This window comes from Mesorhizobium sp. M1006 (assembly GCF_040318825.1).
Taxonomy (GTDB): Bacteria; Pseudomonadota; Alphaproteobacteria; order Rhizobiales; family Rhizobiaceae; genus Mesorhizobium.
Genome location: NZ_JAMYMZ010000001.1, coordinates 90,852 through 108,705, shown reverse-complemented (window position 1 = coordinate 108,705; position 17,854 = coordinate 90,852). Strand labels below are relative to the sequence as shown.

The 17,854-nt window shown below is 63.8% G+C and carries 21 protein-coding genes and 1 riboswitch; of the genes, 15 read left to right on the top strand and 6 right to left on the bottom strand.

Features of this window, described 5'->3' with window-relative positions; all coding sequences use genetic code 11:
* Positions 1–88: 88 nt before the first annotated feature.
* Positions 89–475 carry a MerR family transcriptional regulator gene (locus NKH60_RS00525; protein ID WP_023676566.1) on the top strand — a complete coding sequence of 129 codons (387 nt, stop codon included), beginning with the start codon at positions 89–91 and terminating at the stop codon, positions 473–475.
* An 18-nt stretch (positions 476–493) separates the two neighbouring features.
* On the opposite strand, the gene NKH60_RS00520 is transcribed toward NKH60_RS00525, so the two are convergent.
* The 3 genes from NKH60_RS00520 to NKH60_RS00510 form a co-directional block, all read right to left on the bottom strand.
* Positions 494–1,000 carry a methyltransferase family protein gene (locus NKH60_RS00520; protein ID WP_352470249.1) on the bottom strand — a complete coding sequence of 169 codons (507 nt, stop codon included), beginning with the start codon at positions 998–1,000 and terminating at the stop codon, positions 494–496.
* Between the two features lie 16 nt (positions 1,001–1,016).
* The gene (locus NKH60_RS00515; RefSeq protein ID WP_352539631.1) at positions 1,017–2,015 is read right to left on the bottom strand and encodes a heparan-alpha-glucosaminide N-acetyltransferase; all 999 of its coding nucleotides are present in this window, start codon (positions 2,013–2,015) and stop codon (positions 1,017–1,019) included.
* Between the two features lie 218 nt (positions 2,016–2,233).
* The gene (locus tag NKH60_RS00510; RefSeq protein WP_352539632.1) at positions 2,234–2,641 is read right to left on the bottom strand and encodes an SRPBCC family protein; all 408 of its coding nucleotides are present in this window, start codon (positions 2,639–2,641) and stop codon (positions 2,234–2,236) included.
* 109 nt (positions 2,642–2,750) lie between these two features.
* A riboswitch (cobalamin riboswitch) is annotated at positions 2,751–2,948 on the top strand.
* A gap of 36 nt (positions 2,949–2,984) precedes the next feature.
* Between NKH60_RS00510 and NKH60_RS00505 the strand changes: the two genes are divergently transcribed.
* The 5 genes from NKH60_RS00505 (at position 2,985) to NKH60_RS00485 (ending at position 6,003) form a co-directional block, all read left to right on the top strand.
* The gene (locus NKH60_RS00505; protein ID WP_023676561.1) at positions 2,985–3,164 is read left to right on the top strand and encodes a CbtB domain-containing protein; all 180 of its coding nucleotides are present in this window, start codon (positions 2,985–2,987) and stop codon (positions 3,162–3,164) included.
* A 15-nt stretch (positions 3,165–3,179) separates the two neighbouring features.
* The gene (locus tag NKH60_RS00500; protein WP_352539633.1) at positions 3,180–3,962 is read left to right on the top strand and encodes a CbtA family protein; all 783 of its coding nucleotides are present in this window, start codon (positions 3,180–3,182) and stop codon (positions 3,960–3,962) included.
* Complete coding sequence (cobU, locus tag NKH60_RS00495) at positions 3,955–4,476, top strand: bifunctional adenosylcobinamide kinase/adenosylcobinamide-phosphate guanylyltransferase (RefSeq protein WP_352870843.1); 522 nt, start codon at positions 3,955–3,957, stop codon at positions 4,474–4,476. The genes NKH60_RS00500 and cobU overlap by 8 nt, the downstream gene beginning before the upstream one ends.
* A 1-nt stretch (position 4,477) precedes the next feature.
* Positions 4,478–5,095: a cob(I)yrinic acid a,c-diamide adenosyltransferase gene (gene cobO / locus NKH60_RS00490; RefSeq protein WP_352539635.1), complete on the top strand. Its 618-nt coding sequence runs from the start codon at positions 4,478–4,480 to the stop codon at positions 5,093–5,095.
* A gap of 497 nt (positions 5,096–5,592) precedes the next feature.
* The gene (locus NKH60_RS00485) at positions 5,593–6,003 is read left to right on the top strand and encodes a hypothetical protein (protein ID WP_352831088.1); all 411 of its coding nucleotides are present in this window, start codon (positions 5,593–5,595) and stop codon (positions 6,001–6,003) included.
* Here the strand turns inward: NKH60_RS00485 and cbiB are convergent.
* The gene (gene cbiB / locus NKH60_RS00480) at positions 5,934–6,905 is read right to left on the bottom strand and encodes an adenosylcobinamide-phosphate synthase CbiB (RefSeq protein ID WP_352539636.1); all 972 of its coding nucleotides are present in this window, start codon (positions 6,903–6,905) and stop codon (positions 5,934–5,936) included. The genes NKH60_RS00485 and cbiB overlap by 70 nt on opposite strands.
* Here cbiB and cobD point away from each other — a divergent pair.
* The 3 genes from cobD to NKH60_RS00465 all read left to right on the top strand — a co-directional run bounded on the left by cobD (position 6,904) and on the right by NKH60_RS00465 (position 9,730).
* Positions 6,904–7,962: a threonine-phosphate decarboxylase CobD gene (gene cobD, locus NKH60_RS00475; protein WP_352539637.1), complete on the top strand. Its 1,059-nt coding sequence runs from the start codon at positions 6,904–6,906 to the stop codon at positions 7,960–7,962. The genes cbiB and cobD overlap by 2 nt on opposite strands.
* Positions 7,959–8,462 (top strand): tyrosine phosphatase family protein, encoded by a 504-nt coding sequence (locus NKH60_RS00470; protein ID WP_352539638.1) that lies wholly within the window; start codon positions 7,959–7,961, stop codon positions 8,460–8,462. The genes cobD and NKH60_RS00470 overlap by 4 nt, the downstream gene beginning before the upstream one ends.
* A 113-nt stretch (positions 8,463–8,575) precedes the next feature.
* Positions 8,576–9,730, top strand: a complete 1,155-nt coding sequence (locus tag NKH60_RS00465) for a serine hydrolase domain-containing protein (RefSeq protein ID WP_352870840.1) — start codon at positions 8,576–8,578, stop codon at positions 9,728–9,730.
* A gap of 64 nt (positions 9,731–9,794) precedes the next feature.
* Here the strand turns inward: NKH60_RS00465 and NKH60_RS00460 are convergent, their stop codons facing one another.
* Positions 9,795–10,598: a creatininase family protein gene (locus NKH60_RS00460; protein ID WP_352747869.1), complete on the bottom strand. Its 804-nt coding sequence runs from the start codon at positions 10,596–10,598 to the stop codon at positions 9,795–9,797.
* A gap of 56 nt (positions 10,599–10,654) precedes the next feature.
* Positions 10,655–11,038, bottom strand: coding sequence for a RidA family protein (locus NKH60_RS00455; RefSeq protein ID WP_352617542.1), 384 nt, complete (start codon positions 11,036–11,038; stop codon positions 10,655–10,657).
* A 379-nt stretch (positions 11,039–11,417) separates the two neighbouring features.
* Here NKH60_RS00455 and NKH60_RS00450 point away from each other — a divergent pair, with 379 nt between their 5' ends.
* The 6 genes from NKH60_RS00450 to NKH60_RS00425 all read left to right on the top strand — a co-directional run bounded on the left by NKH60_RS00450 (position 11,418) and on the right by NKH60_RS00425 (position 17,853).
* Complete coding sequence (locus tag NKH60_RS00450) at positions 11,418–12,422, top strand: ABC transporter substrate-binding protein (protein WP_352470264.1); 1,005 nt, start codon at positions 11,418–11,420, stop codon at positions 12,420–12,422.
* 3 nt (positions 12,423–12,425) lie between these two features.
* Positions 12,426–13,268, top strand: coding sequence for an ABC transporter ATP-binding protein (locus NKH60_RS00445; RefSeq protein WP_352850038.1), 843 nt, complete (start codon positions 12,426–12,428; stop codon positions 13,266–13,268).
* Positions 13,255–14,106: an ABC transporter permease gene (locus NKH60_RS00440; protein WP_352681639.1), complete on the top strand. Its 852-nt coding sequence runs from the start codon at positions 13,255–13,257 to the stop codon at positions 14,104–14,106. Before NKH60_RS00445 ends, NKH60_RS00440 begins: the two co-directional genes overlap by 14 nt.
* A 241-nt stretch (positions 14,107–14,347) precedes the next feature.
* Entirely contained in the window at positions 14,348–15,649 is a 1,302-nt protein-coding gene (locus tag NKH60_RS00435) for a cytosine deaminase (protein WP_352831284.1), read from the top strand.
* The gene (locus NKH60_RS00430) at positions 15,646–17,046 is read left to right on the top strand and encodes an FAD-binding oxidoreductase (RefSeq protein ID WP_502907722.1); all 1,401 of its coding nucleotides are present in this window, start codon (positions 15,646–15,648) and stop codon (positions 17,044–17,046) included. The genes NKH60_RS00435 and NKH60_RS00430 overlap by 4 nt, the downstream gene beginning before the upstream one ends.
* A 225-nt stretch (positions 17,047–17,271) precedes the next feature.
* Positions 17,272–17,853 (top strand): NAD(P)H-dependent oxidoreductase, encoded by a 582-nt coding sequence (locus NKH60_RS00425; protein WP_352831082.1) that lies wholly within the window; start codon positions 17,272–17,274, stop codon positions 17,851–17,853.
* The last annotated feature ends 1 nt before the right edge of the window (position 17,854 follow it).

Here is a 17,854-nt window from a genome sequence, read left to right as displayed (position 1 = left end):
TTGAAAGGTGCCTTGCCCGCCGATTCTGGTACGCGCCTCGGCGCCGGCCAGTTGGAACTCGCGGCGTGGCCGGGGCATTGGAGTGACGATGCGGGAATATTATTCGATCACGGAGCTGACCCGCGAATTCGACGTGTCGACGCGGACGTTGCGCTTCTATGAGGACGAAGGGCTGGTGCAGCCGGTAAGACGCGGCCGCACGCGGCTGTTCCGTCCGTCGGACCGGCATCTCATCCGCCAGATCATGCGGGGAAAAAGACTCGGCTTCTCGATCAACGAGATCCGCGAGATCATCCAGATGTACAGGGAGCCGCCCGGCGAGGTAGGCCAGCTCAAACTGATGATCAAGCGCATCGAGGAAAAGCGCGAGGATCTTCGCCAGAAACGCCGCGACCTCGAAGAGACCCTGGCAGAGCTCGACCAGGCCGAGGAATCCTGCGTCGAGCGGCTGGTGGAGCTCGGCGTCACCACCTAAGCCGGTGTCAGCCTCGGCTCAAATCCAGCGCCGCACCCTTTTGGCGTAGTCCCGGTATTTCTTGCCGAATTTGGCCGTCAGCACCTTCTCCTCGCTCTCGATCGTCAGCTTCTGCGTCAGGAACGCCGCGATGACTGCCAGCGGCAGGAACCAGGCGATCCCAGTGACAAAGGCGAGGCTGACCAGCAGCAGCGTGTTGGCGAGGTAGATCGGGTTGCGGCTGACGGCGAAGGGTCCGGTGGTCACCAGATGGTCAGGCACGCCGTTCGGGTTGAGCGTCGTCTTGGCGCGGATCATGGTGCGGATTGCCGTGAACCAGAGCGCGGCAACCGCCACCAACCCCACAAGGCCGGCGGCGAACAGGATGTCGCCGAGAAGATCGCCGATCCACGGCAGCGGATAGAACAGCCCTAGCGCGACGCTGACGATGATGGCAGCGATATAGATCAGCGGCGGCCATGGGATGTGCCCCAGCTTCGGCTGCCCAGGATTTTGCTGCATGGGTTTCGGGTGACTGTCGCTCATTATTGTCCTCCCTCGATTAGCGCGTTCCCGGTTCCGCCGCCTCGGTTTGGGCGGTGCAGGTGCCGGCGAGCTCGCCAATATGCGCCTTCCACTCTGGGGACTGGTCGTCGCTGTAGAGCCGGTCAAGCGAGGCTTCGCCCTGGAGAGTGTCCAGCATGCAGGCACAATAGCTGGAGCAGAACTCGGTGTCGCGTGCCTGCTCGCAGGATATCTGGCAGGATTTCAGAAAACGCACCTCCCTGGTTTCGGCCTGCGCCGGCATGAATTGCGAAAACAGCCAGACCGAGCCGATCAGCACCGGCTGATGGATCAGATAGAAAGCAAGGCTGTGCCGGCCGATGAAGACCAGCGGATTTGCCCAGCGGCCGGGCGCCAATGCCGACAGCCGCGTCAGCGCGCCGGAGGTGGCGGCGAGCTTGGTAACCGCGATGCCGGCAAGTACGGCGCCGAACCAGGGCAGCAGCGGCACGTAGTCGTTGGAGCGCGGGTTGGTCGCCGACAGGCCGACCCACCACAAAGCCGGATGATCGAACGTTTCGGATCGCAGGTAGAAAGGCGCAGCGACGACGAATACGGCGACAAGCAGCGTCAGCAGCGCCGGCAGGCGCAGGAACGCCAGGCCGAGCAGGCTGGCGAGCGCGATCTCATGCAATATGCCGAAGAAGATGAAGCCGTCGGGCGTGGCGATGCGGGTGACCAGCGATATTGCGAGCGCTGCCCCGGCAACCATGGCGAAGCGCTTCCAGAAGCCGGTCCAGCGGATTTTTTTGCCATGGGCGAGATAGAGGCTGATGCCGACCAGGAACAGGAAGCTCGAGGCGATGCAGCGCGCGTAGATTTTCCACCAGCCGAAGGCGGTGAGGCCGGGATCGGTGTAGCCGAAGAATTCGACGTCCCAGGTGAAATGATAGCTCGCCATGGCAAGCAAAGCGATGCCGCGTGCAATGTCGATAACGGCGATGCGCTTCGACTTCGGTTGATCCTGAACGGCTGCGGTCGGCGTGTCGATGCTCATGGTCTCGCTGTCTTGATTCAGCCCCGGCAAGACGACTATCACGGTTGCCACCGTCAAAAGAAGCAGGACCTTGCGTCGTGTTGGCGCCGGTCGGCATCAGGGCTGCTTTAGGCCACAGCCGGAAAGCCTTTGGCCGGCGTGCTGGCGTTCTTCGGCCTGGGCGCGGTTTTCGCGACGCTCGGGCTGCTGGCGGTGGCCTGCGGCTTCGTCACCTGGCGTTATCTGCCCAAATCGCTTTGATGTGCGAGCGCCGCATGGCGCTCGCGCACCCAGTTGTGGAAGCGGTGCAAGTCGTATTCCTCGGGCATCAGCACGCCGGCCTTGTGGCGCATCGAGCGCAGGCCCATCTGGTTGACCTCGCAGATATCAGCATCCTCCTCCAGCACCTGGGTACCGAACGCGACGATGTTGTCGATATCGGCGGCCGGATCGGCGAGCGCTTCGCGTCGCGGCAGACGAGCAGCCAGTTGCGATACCAGATGGCCTCGAGATCGCGCTGATAGGCTGCGATGTCCCAATAGGCTGTTTGACGGCAGCGTCGGCTCGGGCCGCGTCAGGCCGTTGTAGGGAATCGCTTGTTCGGGCTGGGTTGCATGCCGGCTTCCTCCCCATCCGCCAGCCGACACCCGGCTGCGAAAATTGTCAATCGCGGCGCCGGTCTGCGAACTTGGCGAGGCGGCGCATTCGCCACACGATCCGGCGGAATTTGGTTTGCCGGGCGCGGCGATTCTGCCTATAGTCGCTGATGTCGTCGGTTCCGTTTGGAACCAAGAGGGAATGCGGTGCGGGCGAAATTGTTTGCCCAATGCCGTGGCTGCCCCCGCAACTGTGTGCGGTAGTCCTCTCCATATGCCACTGAAGGTTCGCCTTCGGGAAGGTGGGGAAGGGCGCTGATCCGCGAGCCAGGAGACCTGCCGGCGACAGGAAACTGACTTCTATGCCCTCGGGTGGAGGGCGAAAGGACAAGACATGAATACCGCTTCCGTTTCGCTCGGCGCTTCCGCCTCCTCGCAGTCGCGTCTCATGCAGCTGGCGCTTGCTGCATTCCTCGGCATTTTCGTCATGGGCTTTGTCGGCTTCTCGCATATCGATGCGGTCCACAATGCCGCGCACGACTATCGCCATTCGATGGGCTTTCCCTGCCACTGACAAGGGGCTGACATCATGACACTGTTTCGCAACGTCGTGTTCATCGCGGCGATCGCAGGGCTTGTGGCCGGCGTGGCTCTCGCCTGCATGCAAGCCTATGCCACGGTGCCGCTCATCCTGAAGGCGGAAGTCTACGAACAGGCCGGCGGCGGCCATGACCATGCCGCGGCACCTGCGGCACCGGCCGAAAACGCCGCGGGCACGACGGCTATGAGCAGCGCCGCGCCGGCACCGGCTGAAGCAATGGCTCCGGCGGAAGACGAAGGCTGGGCGCCGGCCGACGGTTTCGAGCGCTTCGGCTTCAGCGTCGTTGCCAATATCGTCACCGGCATCGGCTTTGCGCTGGTCCTGATCGCGGTTTCGGAATTCGCCGGCGGCATCGGCAACTGGCGCCAGGGCCTGTTCTGGGGGCTTGCCGGCTTTGCCGTGTTCACGCTGGCGCCGGGCCTCGGCCTGCCGCCGGAACTGCCGGCGATGCCGGCGGCCGACCTTGTCCAACGCCAGATCTGGTGGTGGGCAACAGTGGTGGCGACCGCCGCCGGGCTCGGCCTTATCGCCTTCCGCAGATCGTTGCCGCTGGCGATCCTTGCCGTAGCGTTGATCGTGGCGCCGCATATTGTCGGCGCGCCGCAGCCCGATAGCTTCGAGACGGCGATCCCGGAAGGCCTGCACCACCAGTTCGTGGTGGCGGTGACGCTGACCAACCTGGTGTTCTGGCTGGTGCTCGGCGCGGTCGTCGGCGTGGTGCGCGGACGCTTCACGGGCACGGCGACCAGCCTGCGCGACAGCTTTGCCTGACCGCGCTGCCGGGGCACTTACCCTGGTCATCGGCGGTGCGCGCCCCGCCAAGTGCGCGCATGCCGAGAGCCTGGTGACGGTCGGCCCGCCGCCTTGGAGCTATATCGCCACGGCGCAAGCCTATGACGACGAGATGCGCCAGCGCATCGCGCTGCACCGCTCGCGCCGCGGCGCCGGCTGGACGACCATCGATGCGCCGCTCGACCTTGCCGGCGCGATCGGAGCGCTGCCTGACGGCCAGCCGGTGCTGATCGATTGCCTGACGCTGTGGCTGACCAACCATATGCTGGCCGACCATGATGTCGAGGCCGAATGCCGGAGGCTGGCCGATGTGCTGTCGCGGCCGCGTGGGCCGTGGTTCGTGGTGTCCAACGAGGTCGGCCAGGGCATCGTGCCGGACAATGCGCTGGCAAGACGGTTTCGCGACGCCGCCGGCCGGCTGAACCAGGACGTCGCGGCTGTTGCCGGCACCGTGCTTTTGATGGTGGCGGGGCTGCCGCTCAAGGTGAAATGACATGGCTGATACTATCGATCCCAAGGACGAGGAACGCCACCGCGCCAAGATGGCCAAGCGCAAGGCGGTGCAGGACGCCGAGGTCGCGGCCAAGACGGTCAAGAAGGGGCTGCTGATCGTCAACACCGGACCGGGCAAGGGCAAGACCACGGCCGCCTTTGGGCTGGCGCTCAGGATGCTCGGCTATGGCAAGCGCGTCGGCGTCGTTCAGTTCATCAAGGGCAAATGGCACACCGGCGAGAAAGACGCCTTTGCCGCCTTCGGCGACCGTGTCGTCTGGCACGCCATGGGCGAAGGCTTTACCTGGGAGACACAGGACCTGAAGCGCGACATCGCGGCGGCCGAGGCTGCCTGGGCGAAAGCGCTGGAGCTGATGGCCGAGCCGTCGATCAGCCTCGTGGTGCTCGACGAGCTGAACATCGCGCTGCGCTACGACTACCTCGATCTCGAAAAGGTGGTCGCGGCGCTGAAGGCGCGTCGCGAAGGCCTGCATGTCGTCGTCACCGGCCGCAACGCCAAACCGGTATTGGTCGAGGCGGCCGATCTGGTCACCGAGATGGGCGTGACCAAGCACCACTTCTCCGCCGGCGTGAAGGCGCAGCAGGGGATCGAGTTCTGAGGGGTGTTGCTGGCGCCTCTTCTTCCTTCTCCCCTTGTGGGAGAAGGTGGATTGGCGCGCAGCGCAAAGACGGTTGAGAGGTGCTGGCCGGGGCGCTGTTGGTGCCAAGCTGGAACACCCCTCATCCGGCCGCTTCGCGGCCACCTTCTCCCACAAGGGGAGAAGGGAAAGCCGCACGAAGCGGCTCGCCCCTGGAATGGTAAGGGTGAGGGGCGGCGCCGACCTGACGCGATTATTTGAGGCGTAGCCTTATTTTGTTCTTGCTTTGTGCCGGCAGCTATGCTACTAATTTGGCTATGGTGCTAATTGGGCTCCAACGACCCGTCGCTTGGCGGTTTTTGTTTCGCCTGAGATCGGGCGAAGATCACAACAGAATTACGACCGTCGAGATTACCCCAAACAGTGCGATCAGCAGAAAATCGGCGATCCGGTAGAGTTTCAGTGCCGCCGGATCTCAGGGATAGAGTTCTGGTCGCTTGCGAAGCTGGAGATTGTTCGTGGACCAGGCGGTAATCGTCTATCTTATTCTCAATGATGGTCAGTTTGGTGCCGCTGACGAACGCGAATCCATTTATGCGCTCGAGGATCGGCTAGAGAAAGCTATCGAGGATGCATCGGTCGGCGAGTTTGACGGTGACTTGTTTGGTGAAGGCGAATGCATCCTTTACATGTATGGGCCAAACGCTGAACGACTTTTTGTCGTAGTCGAACCCTTATTGAAATCTTCTCCCGTAGCTGCCGGTGGGTACGCGATCAAAGGTTTGGCGTGGAAGCCGATCCGAGCGCAAAGGAAGTCCGTGTTACCTGGTAGGTCGGGTTTGCCGACCCATTCGGACGTTCACGCGGCGATGACGATCACCGCGACCACGCCGAACAGCGCGATCAGCAGTAAGTCGGCGACGCGGTAGAGTTTCAGCGCCCGTCGGATGTCGGTGCTCTCGACATCATCGCGCCGGCCGCCTTCGCCCATCAATGCGTCTTCGACCATGACGCCGTCATAGGAACGGCGGCCGGCGAGCGCCAGGCCGAGCGCGCCGGCCATCGCTGCTTCCGGCCAGCCGGCGTTGGGCGAGCGGTGTTTTTTCGCATCGCGCCGCACGGCGTGCCAGGCGCCCTTGGCGTTGGCGCCCTTGACCAGAAAAGCGGCGAGTACGATCAGCAGCGCCGTCAGCCGCGACGCCGGCAGATTGATCCAATCGTCGAAGCGCGCCGCCGCCCAGCCGAAGGCTTCGTGGCGCGGGGTGCGATGGCCGATCATCGAATCGGCGGTGTTGGCGGCCTTGTAGGCGACGCCGCCGGCGAGCCCGCCGATACCGAGCCAGAAGGCCGGAGCGACGACACCGTCGGAGAAATTCTCGGCCAGGCTTTCGATCGCGGCGCGGCAGACAGCGGCCCTGTCGAGCTTTTCCGGGTCGCGACCGACGATCCGCGAGACGGCAATGCGGCCTATATCCAGTCCGCCGCTGTCGAGTGCGTCGGCGACCGCTTCGACATGCTCGGCCAGGCTCTTCTGCGACAGCAGCGACGTCGCCAGGATTGCGGTGACCAACCAGCCGAGGGGAATGCTCCAAAGCAAGGTTTCGAGCCAGAGGGCGAGGGCGGCCGGCACCAGCACGATCACCAGCAGCGCGACGACGCCCCAGCGGCGACGGTCGGCGTCGGAATCAGTGGCGCGGTTGAGCCTGCGGTCGAGAAAGGATATCAGCCTGCCGAACCAGGTGACGGGATGGCCAATGGCATCGAAGAGCCGGGCCGGGTAGCCGAGTACAAGTTCGATGGCCAGCGACAGGAAAGTGATCAGGATCGGCATGAAGTCTCTTGATGGAGTGACGGCGGCAGTTGACCACGGCGGAAGCCTTGGCCGGGCGAGGGCGCTTTTCCCTCACGCGCCGCTGCCTTTCGTCGACCTCTCGACCGGGATCAATCCGCACTCCTACCCGCTTTTCGATTTGCCCGCCACCGCCCTGTCGCGATTGCCGGAAACAGCGCGCAGCCGCGACTTGGCTGAACGCGCGGCAAGCGCCTATGGCGCCCCGTCGGCGACGAATGTCGCAGCGGCGCCCGGCACGCAGATCCTGTTGCCGCGCGTCGCTTCCCTGGTCAGCCCGGGCACGGCGCTGGTGCTCGGGCCGACTTATGCCGAGCATCGGCGGGCAGCGGCGATCGCCGGCCATGCGGCGGCTGAAGTCCATGATTTCGAAGCCCTGGCGGCGGCCGACCTTGCCGTCGTCGTCAATCCCAACAACCCGGACGGGCGCGTCGTCGAGCGCGAAAGATTGCTTCGACTTGCCGGGATATTGCGCGCCAGAGGTGGGCTGCTGGTGGTCGACGAGGCCTTCATGGATGTCGGCCCGCGCAGCGAAAGCCTGGCCGGCGACGTCGACCAGGGCGGCATCGTCGTGCTGCGTTCGTTCGGCAAGTTCTTCGGCCTGGCCGGCCTGCGGCTTGGCTTTGCACTGGCCGATGCGCTGACGGTCGAGCGGCTGGAGGCGCAATTCGGGCCATGGGCGGTTGCCGGGCCGGCGCTCGAATATGGCATAAGGGCGCTTGCCGATACCGGCTGGCAGGCCGGGATGCGGCGCCGTCTGGCCGAGGATGCCGCGCGGCTCGATACGCTGTTCGGCCGCTTCGGCGTGCCTGTCGCCGGTGGCACCGCGTTGTTCCGCTATATCAGGCTGGCGGGCGCCGCCGGCCTGTTTTCGGTGCTCGGCCAGCGCGGCATCCTGCTTCGGCATTTCGCCGATCGTCCGGATGTGCTGCGCGCCGGCCTGCCGGGAGCCGATGAAGAATGGCGGCGGCTCGAATCCGCACTTGCCGGCTGGGCCTCGCGGCGCGACGATGATGCCAAGGGAGAAACTACCCAATGATCCACGTCTGCTCGCTGTCCAAAGTCGAGGAAACGGTAACGAAGACCGGGGCCGGGCGGCTTCTTTCGCTGCTCGCTGCCGGAACGGAGGTGATGCGACCGGCCTCGATCACCAGGGAAAACCATCTGCATCTGGTCATGCATGACATTGCGGTGGCGCAGGAGGGCATGACCATGCCGGGCGAGGAGCATGTCTTGAACCTGCTCGATTTCGCACGCCAATGGGATCGCTCGCGGCCGCTGGTGGTGCATTGCTATGCCGGCATCAGCCGCTCGACCGCCTCGGCCTATATCATCGCGGCAGCCTTGGCGCCGAAGCGCGACGAGGTCGAGTTGGCCGAGACTCTGCGCAGGCTGTCGCCCACGGCGACGCCCAATCCGCGGCTGATCGCGATCGCCGACACACTGCTCGATCGCAGGGGCCGGATGATCGAAGCGATCCAGGCGATCGGGCGCGGCGCGGATGCTTTCGAAGGCACGCCGTTCGAATTGAAAATCTGAGCCTAAAAATCCAGGAAAATGCGCAGGAGTTCTAACACACGGCCAAGGGGCGAATGATGATCGGGAGAATTTTGGCCATCGTTGTTGGCGTGGTCTGCGCGACAGGCAGCGCCATGGCCGCGTCCATGCCGGCTCTCAAGTCGATCGACCTGGCAGCGCTCCAAGCCACTGTCGAGGGTTTGGCCAAGGAACTTATGCTGCCCGGTGCCATGGTTTTGCTCAAGACTCCGCGGGGCAACCTCATCTTCGGCTACGGTACGACTGAACTGGGTGCCACGAACCCGCCGCGCGCCGATACCCACTTCCGTGCGGCCTCGAACACCAAGACGATGACCGCCGCTGTCATCGTGCAACTGGTGCAGGAAGGGAAACTGAGCTTCGCCGATCTGATCTCGAAATACGTCCAGCGCGTTCCCAACGGCGACGAGATAACCATTCGGCAGCTCATAACAATGCGGAGCGGCCTCCCTAACTTCACCAATGCGCCGGAACTTGCCGAAAGCCTGGACAAGTATCCTTACAGGGTATGGACCGCCGATGAAGTACTCGGCATGGCGTTCAAACGGCCGCCGGACTTCGCGCCGGGTGCCGGATTCGAGTACAACAACACCAACTACTATCTGCTCGGCCTTGTTGCCGAGAAGATCGACGGCAAGCCGCTCTCGACCATCTTCCGGGACCGCCTGTTCGGGCCGCTCGGCATGAAGAACACCGCGTTGCCGCCGAGCACGTCGAACGCCATCCCCGAGCCATACTCAAGCGGCTATCTCTACGGCAGTACTTCGTACGCCCTGGCTGATGCGCCCTATCCGGACGACCTCCAGGCTGCGGCCAGGGCGGGAACGCTCAAGCCCAACGACGACACATGGCAGAACCCGTCCGCCTACTTTGCGGCTGGCGGAGTCATCTCCACCGCGGATGACCTCGCGACCTGGATGCGCGCGCTGGTCGGGGGCAAGCTCTTCAATGCCGACTTCCAGCGGCAGTGGCTTGCAAGCCCTGAGGCGCCGGAGCCGGGCGAACCCGCCATGCAAAAATATGGCTATGGCATCCTAACGCTGACTTTCGGGCCTAACGAAATCTACTATCACGAAGGCGAGATGCCCGGTTACCAGTCCTTCATGGGCTACGATCCGGCCAATGATGTCACCCTGGTCATATGGACCAACCTGACTCTCGCGCTCGACGGCCAGGCGACCGCCAACACCTTGATGGTGAAGATACTGGACGAAATCTACACGGTGTCGCCGCTTCAAGACGTGAAGTGAGGATCCTCGCGCGCGAATGGAATCGCCCCTCGTGAGCGAGGCCTGATCTGGTGGGATCAAACACCTACGCCAACCAATCCGCCAGCTTTGCCTTGCCCACGTCCCTCAGCAGGCCGATGAAACCGTCGGCCTGATGCTCGGCGGTGAGCCGGCCTTTTTCGGCGGTTGCAATGCTGGCGTCGCCGACCACGCCATTCGGGTTGAGGTCGCTGGCGATCCAGGCGAAGGCGTGTGTTCCAGTGTGGCGCAGCAGCGCAAATTCCTTTTCGGCGCGGGCGACCTTGGACACGAAATTGTCGGCCTTCCCCATGTCGACGAGGTCGGGCCGGAAGTGCAGCATCAGCGAGGTCTCGACGTCGCCGCCATGAATGCCGTGGCGGTCCTCGAGCTCGGTGTACATGCCGGCCGGCCGGCCAAAACGCTGCCAGCTGGTCTTTACCGCCAGCATCTTTGCCCGCACGCGCAATTCGCGGGTGACGATGCCCATGATCTCCTCATTGCCGCCATGCGAGTTCACGACAATCAGTTTTCGGACGCCGGAACGCGCGACCGACAGGCCAAGTTCGGTCCACGCCTCGACCAAGGTCGTCGCCGGCAGGGTGAGGGTGCCCGGCGCATGCAAATGCTCGTTCGACTTGCCTACCGCCTGGACCGGCAGGATGCGGATGTCGAGATCGCCGGGCAGGCGCGCGATCACCGTTTCCAGCATGCCGTTCATGATCGAGGTGTCGGTCGAAACCGGCAGATGCGGCCCGTGTTGTTCGATCGCTGCCAGCGGCAGAACGGCAATGGTCGTCTCAGGATCGACGGTCGCGTATTCGGTGGTCCGGTAGTCACCCCACCATACGCGTTTTTTTGCAGTGGTCATGTCATGCCTCTTGAACCGACAAGCCCAGACCTAACGCGGGAACGATCGGCTGTCGATCATCCCGCCGCAATCACCTCGATCTCGACCTTGAATTCCGGCCGGGCAAAACCGGACACGATCATCAGCGTCGAGGCCGGCGCCGGGCTGGCGAACAGCCGGTCGCGAACCTCCATATAGGGCCGCAGGAAGGCGCGGTCGGTGACGTAGGTGTTGATGCGGACGATGTCGGACAGGCCGAGCCCGGCCTCGCCGAGAATCGCCGATATGTTCCGGAAACAGAGCTCGGCCTGTGCGCCGGCCTCCTCGGGGATCTGGTCGTCCGGGGTGATTGCGACCTGGCCCGAACACAGCACCAGCCGCTTGCCGGGCGGCAGTTCGACACCATGGCTGTAGCGGGCGAAGGGCGGCTTGATCGACTTCGGCGTGAGAAATTTGAACATGGCAATCTCCGTTCACGGCAGCCTATCGCATCGGCCCGAAAATCGGGATCGATTTTCGGAAAGCACGATGCGAAGATTCAAAGTTTTAGAGCGTACTTTGTGCGTCCAAGTGGACGCACGTCGCTCTAAGGCCGGAGCGATGCGGGCATCAAGATGGCGGTGCATGTCACGAGGGCGATTGTGGACAGGCGATCAAAAAATAGGCACGATGCCTTTCGTACAGCATGACCCGTCCGGCCTTCGCGCCGCCATTGCTCAGGCGGGCATTGCACAAGCGGGCGGTCCCGGCGCAACGCGCCGGTGGCATGTGTCTTGCTTCTTGAAACAATGGTGTCGAGCCCGACGCGTGACGCGCCGGAGCGAACAAAGGGTGGTGTGGATGTACGGAAAACTCAAGATTTCGGCGGGCGTGATCGTGCTGCTTGGCGCAGGCACGCTTGCCGCGGCAGCGAACGAAAAAGTCACCTTCGGCACCAACTGGCTGGCCGAGCCGGAGCACGGGGGTTACTACCAGGCTGTGGTGGACGGCACCTATGCCGCCTGCGGCATCGACGTGACGATCATGCAGGGCGGCCCACAGGTCAGCGGCCGGCCGCTGCTGCTGGCCGGCAAGATCGATTTTTACATGGGCGGCAATCTGCTGTCGGCCTTCGATGCCGTGCAGCAAGGCATACCGATGCGCGTCGTGGCGGCCGACTTCCAGAAGGACCCGCAGGTCATCATGTCCCATCCCGGGCAGGGGCTGGATAAATGGGAAGACCTGAAGAACGCCGACCAGTACATCCTTGGCGACGAAGGTGCGCAGACCTTCTTCCAGTGGATGGTCACCGACCTCGGCTTCGATGCCGCCAAGCGCGTGCCCTACACCTTCAACCCGGCGCCGTTCATCGCCAACAAGAAGTCGATCCAGCAGGGTTACGTCACCTCGGAGCCATTCGCCGTCCAGAAGCAGGGCGGTTTCACGCCGAACCAGTTCCTGCTGGCCGACTATGGCTGGGACACATATGCAACGACGGTCGAGACCATGCAGGAGACGATCGACAAGCGTCCCGAGGTGGTCCAGTGCTTCGTCGATGGCTCGGCCAAGGGCTGGTACAATTATCTCTACGGTGACAACAAGGCCGCCAACGAGATGATCAAAAAGGAAAATCCGGACATGACGGATGAGCAGATCGCCTTCTCGATCGAGCAGCTGAAGAAGTTCGGCGTGGTCGATTCCGGCGACAGCGAAAAGCTCGGCATCGGCGCCATGACCGATGCGCGCATCCAGAGTTTCTACGACAAGATGATCAAGGCCAAGGTCACGCCGGCGGGCATCGACATCAAGAAGGCCTACACGCTGGCCTTCGTCAACAAGAGCGTCGGGCTCGACCTGAAGAAGTAGGCCGTGAAGCTGGAGAAAGTGGCGCAACAGCCAGGAAGCATACCAGGGCCGACGCTGTTGGCGCTGCGCGGTGTCGGCAAGGTGTTTTCCAACGGCGTCACCGCGCTCAGCAATGTCGAGCTGACGATCCGGGAAGGCGATTTCCTCAGCCTGCTCGGGCCGTCGGGCTGCGGCAAGTCGACGGCGCTGCGGCTGATTGCCGGCCTGTCGACGCCGACCTCGGGCGTGCTCGACTGGCGCGGCAGCGGTGCCCTCGAGCGTTCGAATATCGGCGACCGTTCAAATATCGGCTTCGTCTTCCAGGAACCGACGCTGCTGCCCTGGGCCGACGTCTTCGACAATGTCTGGCTGCCGCTGCGGCTGAAGGGCGTGTCGCGTGCCAAGGCGGCGCCGGCGGTGATGGAGATGCTGGCGCGGGTTCACCTGACCGGCTTCGAGAAGGCCGTGCCGCGCGAACTGTCGGGCGGCATGAAGATGCGCGTCTCGATCGCCCGCGCCATGGTGACCAAGCCGCGCATTCTGTTGATGGACGAGCCGTTCGCCGCACTCGACGAGATCACCCGCTTCAAGCTCAACAACGACCTTCTCGAGCTATGGCAGGATGAGCGTTTTACCGTCGTTTTCGTCACCCACAGCGTCTTCGAAAGCGTATTCCTCTCCAACCGCATCGTCGTCATGGCGGCGCGGCCGGGCCGGGTGTTTGCCGAGCTTGCCGTCGATGCATCCTATCCGCGCGACGAGGCGTTTCGCACCTCGCCCGACTATGCCGCGCTCTGCCGCCAGGCATCCGACGTGCTGATCGGCGCCATCAACTCAACTGCCGGACCGCATCATGACGGCCTTTGAAGAACCAGTCCTGGCGCTCGACCCGGAGGAGGCGCGCCGCGTCCGCCAGGAGCGCTTCGAGCGCATCGGCAGATGGCTGCTGCCGCTGGCGATCATGATCCTGGCCATCTGGCTGTGGGACCGCATCTGTGTCTGGAACGACATCCCGAAATACATACTGCCGCGTCCCGGCGTGGTGCTGCAAACGCTGCACGACGATGCCGGGCTGCTGTTCTCCTCGCTGCTGGTGACACTCAGGATAACCTTCTTGAGCCTGCTTCTCGCCGTGGTCGGCGGTGTCGGGCTGGCAGTGCTGTTCGCTCAGTCGAAATGGGTGGAGATGTCGTTCTTTCCGTTCGCCATCGTGCTGCAGGTGACGCCGATCGTCGCGATCTTTCCGCTGATCAATATCTATGTCGACAACCAGACGACGAAGCTTTTGCTTTGCGCCTGGATCGTCGCCTTCTTCCCGATCCTCTCCAACACCACGCTCGGCCTCAATTCCGTCGACCGCAATCTGCGCGACATGTTCAAGCTCAACGGTGCGACCCGCTGGCAGCAATTGCGCTATCTGCGGCTGCCGGCGGCGATGCCTTATTTCCTCGGCGGGCTGAAGATCGCCGGCGGCCTGTCGCTGATCGGCGCGGTGGTGGCAGAGTTCGTCGCCGGCGCCACCGGCCAGTCGTCCGGCCTAGCCTCGCGCATCATCGAGGCCGGCTACCGGCTCAACGCACCAAGACTGTTCGCGGCGCTGATCCTGATCTCGCTCACCGGCATCCTGATCTTCCTGGTGCTGTCGCTGATTTCGCATCTCATTTTGCGGCGCTGGCACGAGAGCGCGCTGAGGCAGGAGCGGTGATGGTGCCGTGTTTTGTAGGCAAAAGCTGCCTGTCGCCCATCCCGGCGTCAGCGCTGCCCCTCATCGCCCTGCCGGGCACTTCTCCCCGTATAGTGACGGGGAGAAGGACGCCTTCCTCGACGATCTCGCCCATCACCAGCGTTGCTGAAAGTGCGCCGCGGTCGCGGTCAGCCCCTTCTCCCCGTCTCTATACGGGGAGAAGGTGGCGGCAGCCGGATGAGGGGCAGCGATGACCTCTGCGATGATCCCCAAATCCGGCCAATTCGTCCTCTCCAAGGTCCGGCTTCACGCCTCCCTGACGCCCGGTCTTGCCGCTCCTTCCGACGCCGACGGTTTTGCACTCGCAGATATCGCGGTCGCCGACGGCAGGATTTCCAGCATTGCGGCGCATCGGCGATCGGCAGCACCGGCGGACGCCATCGATCTCGGCGGCCGCATCGTGCTGCCGTGCTTTGTCGACTGCCACACCCATATCGACAAGGGCCATATCTGGCCCCGAAAGCCCAACCCGGACGGCACCTTCATGGGCGCGCTGAATGCGACCGGCGCTGACCGGGCGGCGCGCTGGAGCGCCGACGACGTTGCCCGCCGCATGGATTTTTCGCTGCGCTGCGCCTACGCGCACGGCACCAGGGCGCTGCGCACGCATCTCGACAGCGTCGCGCCGCAGGAAGAGATCTCCTGGCCGGTGTTCGAGACGATGCGGGAGAAATGGCGCGGCCGCATCGAGCTGCAGGCGGCCTGCCTGCTCGGCATCGAGGGCGTGCGCGACAGGAAATGGTTCGAGAGGCTGGCCAAACGGGTGGCTGCCGCCAAGGGCGTGCTCGGCGTCGTTACCTACATGGTGCCGGATCTCGAAGAATTGCTCGACCAGGTGTTCGCGCAGGCGATCAAGCACGGCCTCGACCTCGATTTCCACGCCGACGAGACCGACGATATCGCGGCGATCTCGCTGAAGAAAATCGCCGAAGCAGCCCTTTGGAACGGTTTTGACGGGAACATCCTGGTCGGCCATTGCTGCTCGCTGGCGCGCCAGCCCGACCTCGACGTGCTCGACACCCTGGACAAGGTCGCCAAGGCCGGCCTGGCGGTGGTGTCGCTGCCGATGTGCAATCTCTATCTGCAGGACCGGCGAGGCGACAGGACAACGCCGCGCTGGCGCGGGGTGACGCTGCTGCACGAGATGAAGGCGCGCGGCATTGCCGTCGCGGTCGCTTCCGACAACACGCGCGACCCGTTCTATGCCTATGGCGATCTCGACATGCTGGAGGTCTATCGCATGGCGACGCGCATCCTGCATCTAGACCATCCCGTCGCCGACTGGCCGCAAGCGGTGACTTCGACGCCGGCCAAGGTGATGCGGCTCGATGGTGTTGGCACGCTTGCCGCCGGAGCGCCGGCCGATTTCGTCGTCTTCAAGGGGCGGAGCTGGACGGAATTGCTGTCACGGCCCGAATCGGATCGCATCGTCGTGCGCGACGGCCGGGCGATCGAGCGCCAGCTGCCCGATTATGCCGAACTCGATGATCTGATGGTGGAATGATGGATATTGCGGCGCTCAAGCGCGACCTGGACGGTTTGAAGATCGACGACCATCCGGCGATCGTCCAGCAGAAGAGCCGCGATTTCTACTGGTACAGCCCGGTGCTGAAGCAGCAGCTCGAGCACGTCACCGGCGACCTGATCGTGACGCCGAAAACCGAAGACGAGGTCGTCCGCATTCTCGCCGCCTGCCACCGGCACGGCGTCCCGGTGACGCCGCGCGGCAGCGGCACCGGCAATTACGGGCAGGCGATGCCGCTGTCCGGCGGCGTCGTGCTCAATCTCGCCGAGATGAACGCGGTCAAGATGATCGCGCCGGGCCGTGTCGTCACCGGCCCCGGCGCCGTGCTCGCCGACATCGACAGAGCGACGCGGGCGCATTCCGGCCAGGAGCTCCGCATGTCGCCGTCGACCTACAATACCGCATCGATCGGCGGCTTCGTCGCCGGCGGCTCCGGCGGCATCGGCTCGATCCGCTGGGGCGGACTGCGCGACCTCGGCAACGTCATCCGGCTGAGGACCGTGACGATGGAGGCTGAGCCGCGTGTCATGGAGCTCACCGGCGAGGACGTTCTGAAGGTCATGCACGCCTACGGCACCAACGGCATCATCACCGAAGTCGAGATGCCGCTGACCGCCAGCTATGACTGGATCGACGTCATCGTCGGCTTCGACGATTTCATGGATGCGGCCGGCTTCGGCAACGACCTCGCCATCCAGGACGGCATACTGGCAAAACTGATCACGCCGATCGCAGCACCGATCCCCTACGATTACTTCAAGCGCCACCAGCGGTTTTTCCGGCGCGGCCAAAGCATCGTCGTCCTGATGATCGCACCGCATGCGATGGATGCCTTCCTCGCCTTCACGGCGCGCAGCAAGGGCGAGATCGTCTTCCGCGCCGACAAGGAGGCCGATCTCAAAGGGCTGCCGCCGGCCTATGAGCTGACCTGGAACCACACGACGCTGCGTGCCATCCGGGTCGATCCGACGATCACCTACCTGCAGACCCGCTACCCGTCGCCGGACCACCTCGGCCACGTCAAGGCGATGGTCGACCGCTTCGGCGACGAGGTGCCGGCGCATCTCGAATTCATCCGCTTCGACGGCGCCATCGGCATCGCAGGGCTGCCGCTGGTGCGCTTCACCACGGCGGAGCGGCTCGACGAGATCATCCGCATCCACGAGGACAATGGCTGCTGGATCTTCAACCCGCACCGCTACACGCTGGAAGAAGGCGGCATGAAGCGCACCGACGAGGTGCAGCTCGCCTTCAAGCGCGAAACCGACCCGCAAGGGCTGCTCAATCCGGGCAAGATGATCGCCTGGGAAAACCCGGATTACGACTATCGCTCGGGCAAGTCGTTCCTGTTCAAGGGGCTGGAGAAGGCGGGTTGAGACGATGACGGGCGTGTGGCGCTGTACCCCCCTCTGGCCTGCCCTCTTTGCCACCACTTGGCATCTCCCCCTCAAGGGGGGAATTTGGCAGTTCCATCGTCTCGACCATCTTCCAACGTCGTCAACTGGCGAAAGCGATACTGACAGCCGATCTCCCCACTTGAGGGGGAGATGGCCGGCAGGGCAGAGGGGGGTGCTTGGTGCCGACTTGCGAGATGTTCTCCTGTGAACGTCCTCGTCCTCTACGCTCATCCGGTGGAGACCAGCTTCAACGCCGATCTGCACCGGACGATCGTCGAGCGGCTGAAAGCGGCCGGCCATGTGGTCGACGACTGTGATCTCTATGCCGAGGGTTTCGATCCCAGGCTGACGCACGCCGAACGGATGTCCTATCACGACGAACGCAGCGACGGCGATCCGGCGTCAGCCTATGTCGAGCGCCTTCTGCGGGCCGAGGCGCTGGTGCTGTCGTTTCCGGTGTGGAACTTCGGCTATCCGGCCATTCTGAAAGGCTTTTTCGATCGCGTCTTCCTGCCCGGCGTGTCGTTCAAGCTGGTCGACGGCAAGGTGCAGCCGTCATTGCACAACATCCGCAAGGTGGTCGCGGTCACGACCTATGGCGGCAGCCGGTTCCGAGCCATGCTGATGGGTGACCCGCCGCGCAAGCTGGTCAAGCGGGTGCTGCGTGCGACGATCAAGCCCGGCGGGTCGGTTTCCTACCTTGCGCATTACTCGATGAACCTGTCGACAGAGGGCAGTCGGACGAGGTTCGTGGCGAAAGTCGCGGCCAGGATCGACGCGTTCTGAG

Excerpts from the sequence above, each read along its gene's own strand:
- NKH60_RS00525 (WP_023676566.1), top strand. The coding sequence starts at position 89 with ATGCGGGAATATTATTCGATCACGGAGCTGACCCGCGAATTCGACGTG.
- NKH60_RS00520 (WP_352470249.1), bottom strand. The coding sequence starts at position 1,000 with ATGAGCGACAGTCACCCGAAACCCATGCAGCAAAATCCTGGGCAGCCG.
- NKH60_RS00515 (WP_352539631.1), bottom strand. The coding sequence starts at position 2,015 with ATGAGCATCGACACGCCGACCGCAGCCGTTCAGGATCAACCGAAGTCG.
- NKH60_RS00505 (WP_023676561.1), top strand. The coding sequence starts at position 2,985 with ATGAATACCGCTTCCGTTTCGCTCGGCGCTTCCGCCTCCTCGCAGTCG.
- NKH60_RS00500 (WP_352539633.1), top strand. The coding sequence starts at position 3,180 with ATGACACTGTTTCGCAACGTCGTGTTCATCGCGGCGATCGCAGGGCTT.
- cobO (WP_352539635.1), top strand. The coding sequence starts at position 4,478 with ATGGCTGATACTATCGATCCCAAGGACGAGGAACGCCACCGCGCCAAG.
- cobD (WP_352539637.1), top strand. The coding sequence starts at position 6,904 with ATGAAGTCTCTTGATGGAGTGACGGCGGCAGTTGACCACGGCGGAAGC.
- cbiB (WP_352539636.1), bottom strand. The coding sequence starts at position 6,905 with ATGCCGATCCTGATCACTTTCCTGTCGCTGGCCATCGAACTTGTACTC.
- NKH60_RS00470 (WP_352539638.1), top strand. The coding sequence starts at position 7,959 with ATGATCCACGTCTGCTCGCTGTCCAAAGTCGAGGAAACGGTAACGAAG.
- NKH60_RS00465 (WP_352870840.1), top strand. The coding sequence starts at position 8,576 with ATGGCCGCGTCCATGCCGGCTCTCAAGTCGATCGACCTGGCAGCGCTC.
- NKH60_RS00460 (WP_352747869.1), bottom strand. The coding sequence starts at position 10,598 with ATGACCACTGCAAAAAAACGCGTATGGTGGGGTGACTACCGGACCACC.
- NKH60_RS00455 (WP_352617542.1), bottom strand. The coding sequence starts at position 11,038 with ATGTTCAAATTTCTCACGCCGAAGTCGATCAAGCCGCCCTTCGCCCGC.
- NKH60_RS00450 (WP_352470264.1), top strand. The coding sequence starts at position 11,418 with ATGTACGGAAAACTCAAGATTTCGGCGGGCGTGATCGTGCTGCTTGGC.
- NKH60_RS00440 (WP_352681639.1), top strand. The coding sequence starts at position 13,255 with ATGACGGCCTTTGAAGAACCAGTCCTGGCGCTCGACCCGGAGGAGGCG.
- NKH60_RS00435 (WP_352831284.1), top strand. The coding sequence starts at position 14,348 with ATGATCCCCAAATCCGGCCAATTCGTCCTCTCCAAGGTCCGGCTTCAC.
- NKH60_RS00430 (WP_502907722.1), top strand. The coding sequence starts at position 15,646 with ATGATGGATATTGCGGCGCTCAAGCGCGACCTGGACGGTTTGAAGATC.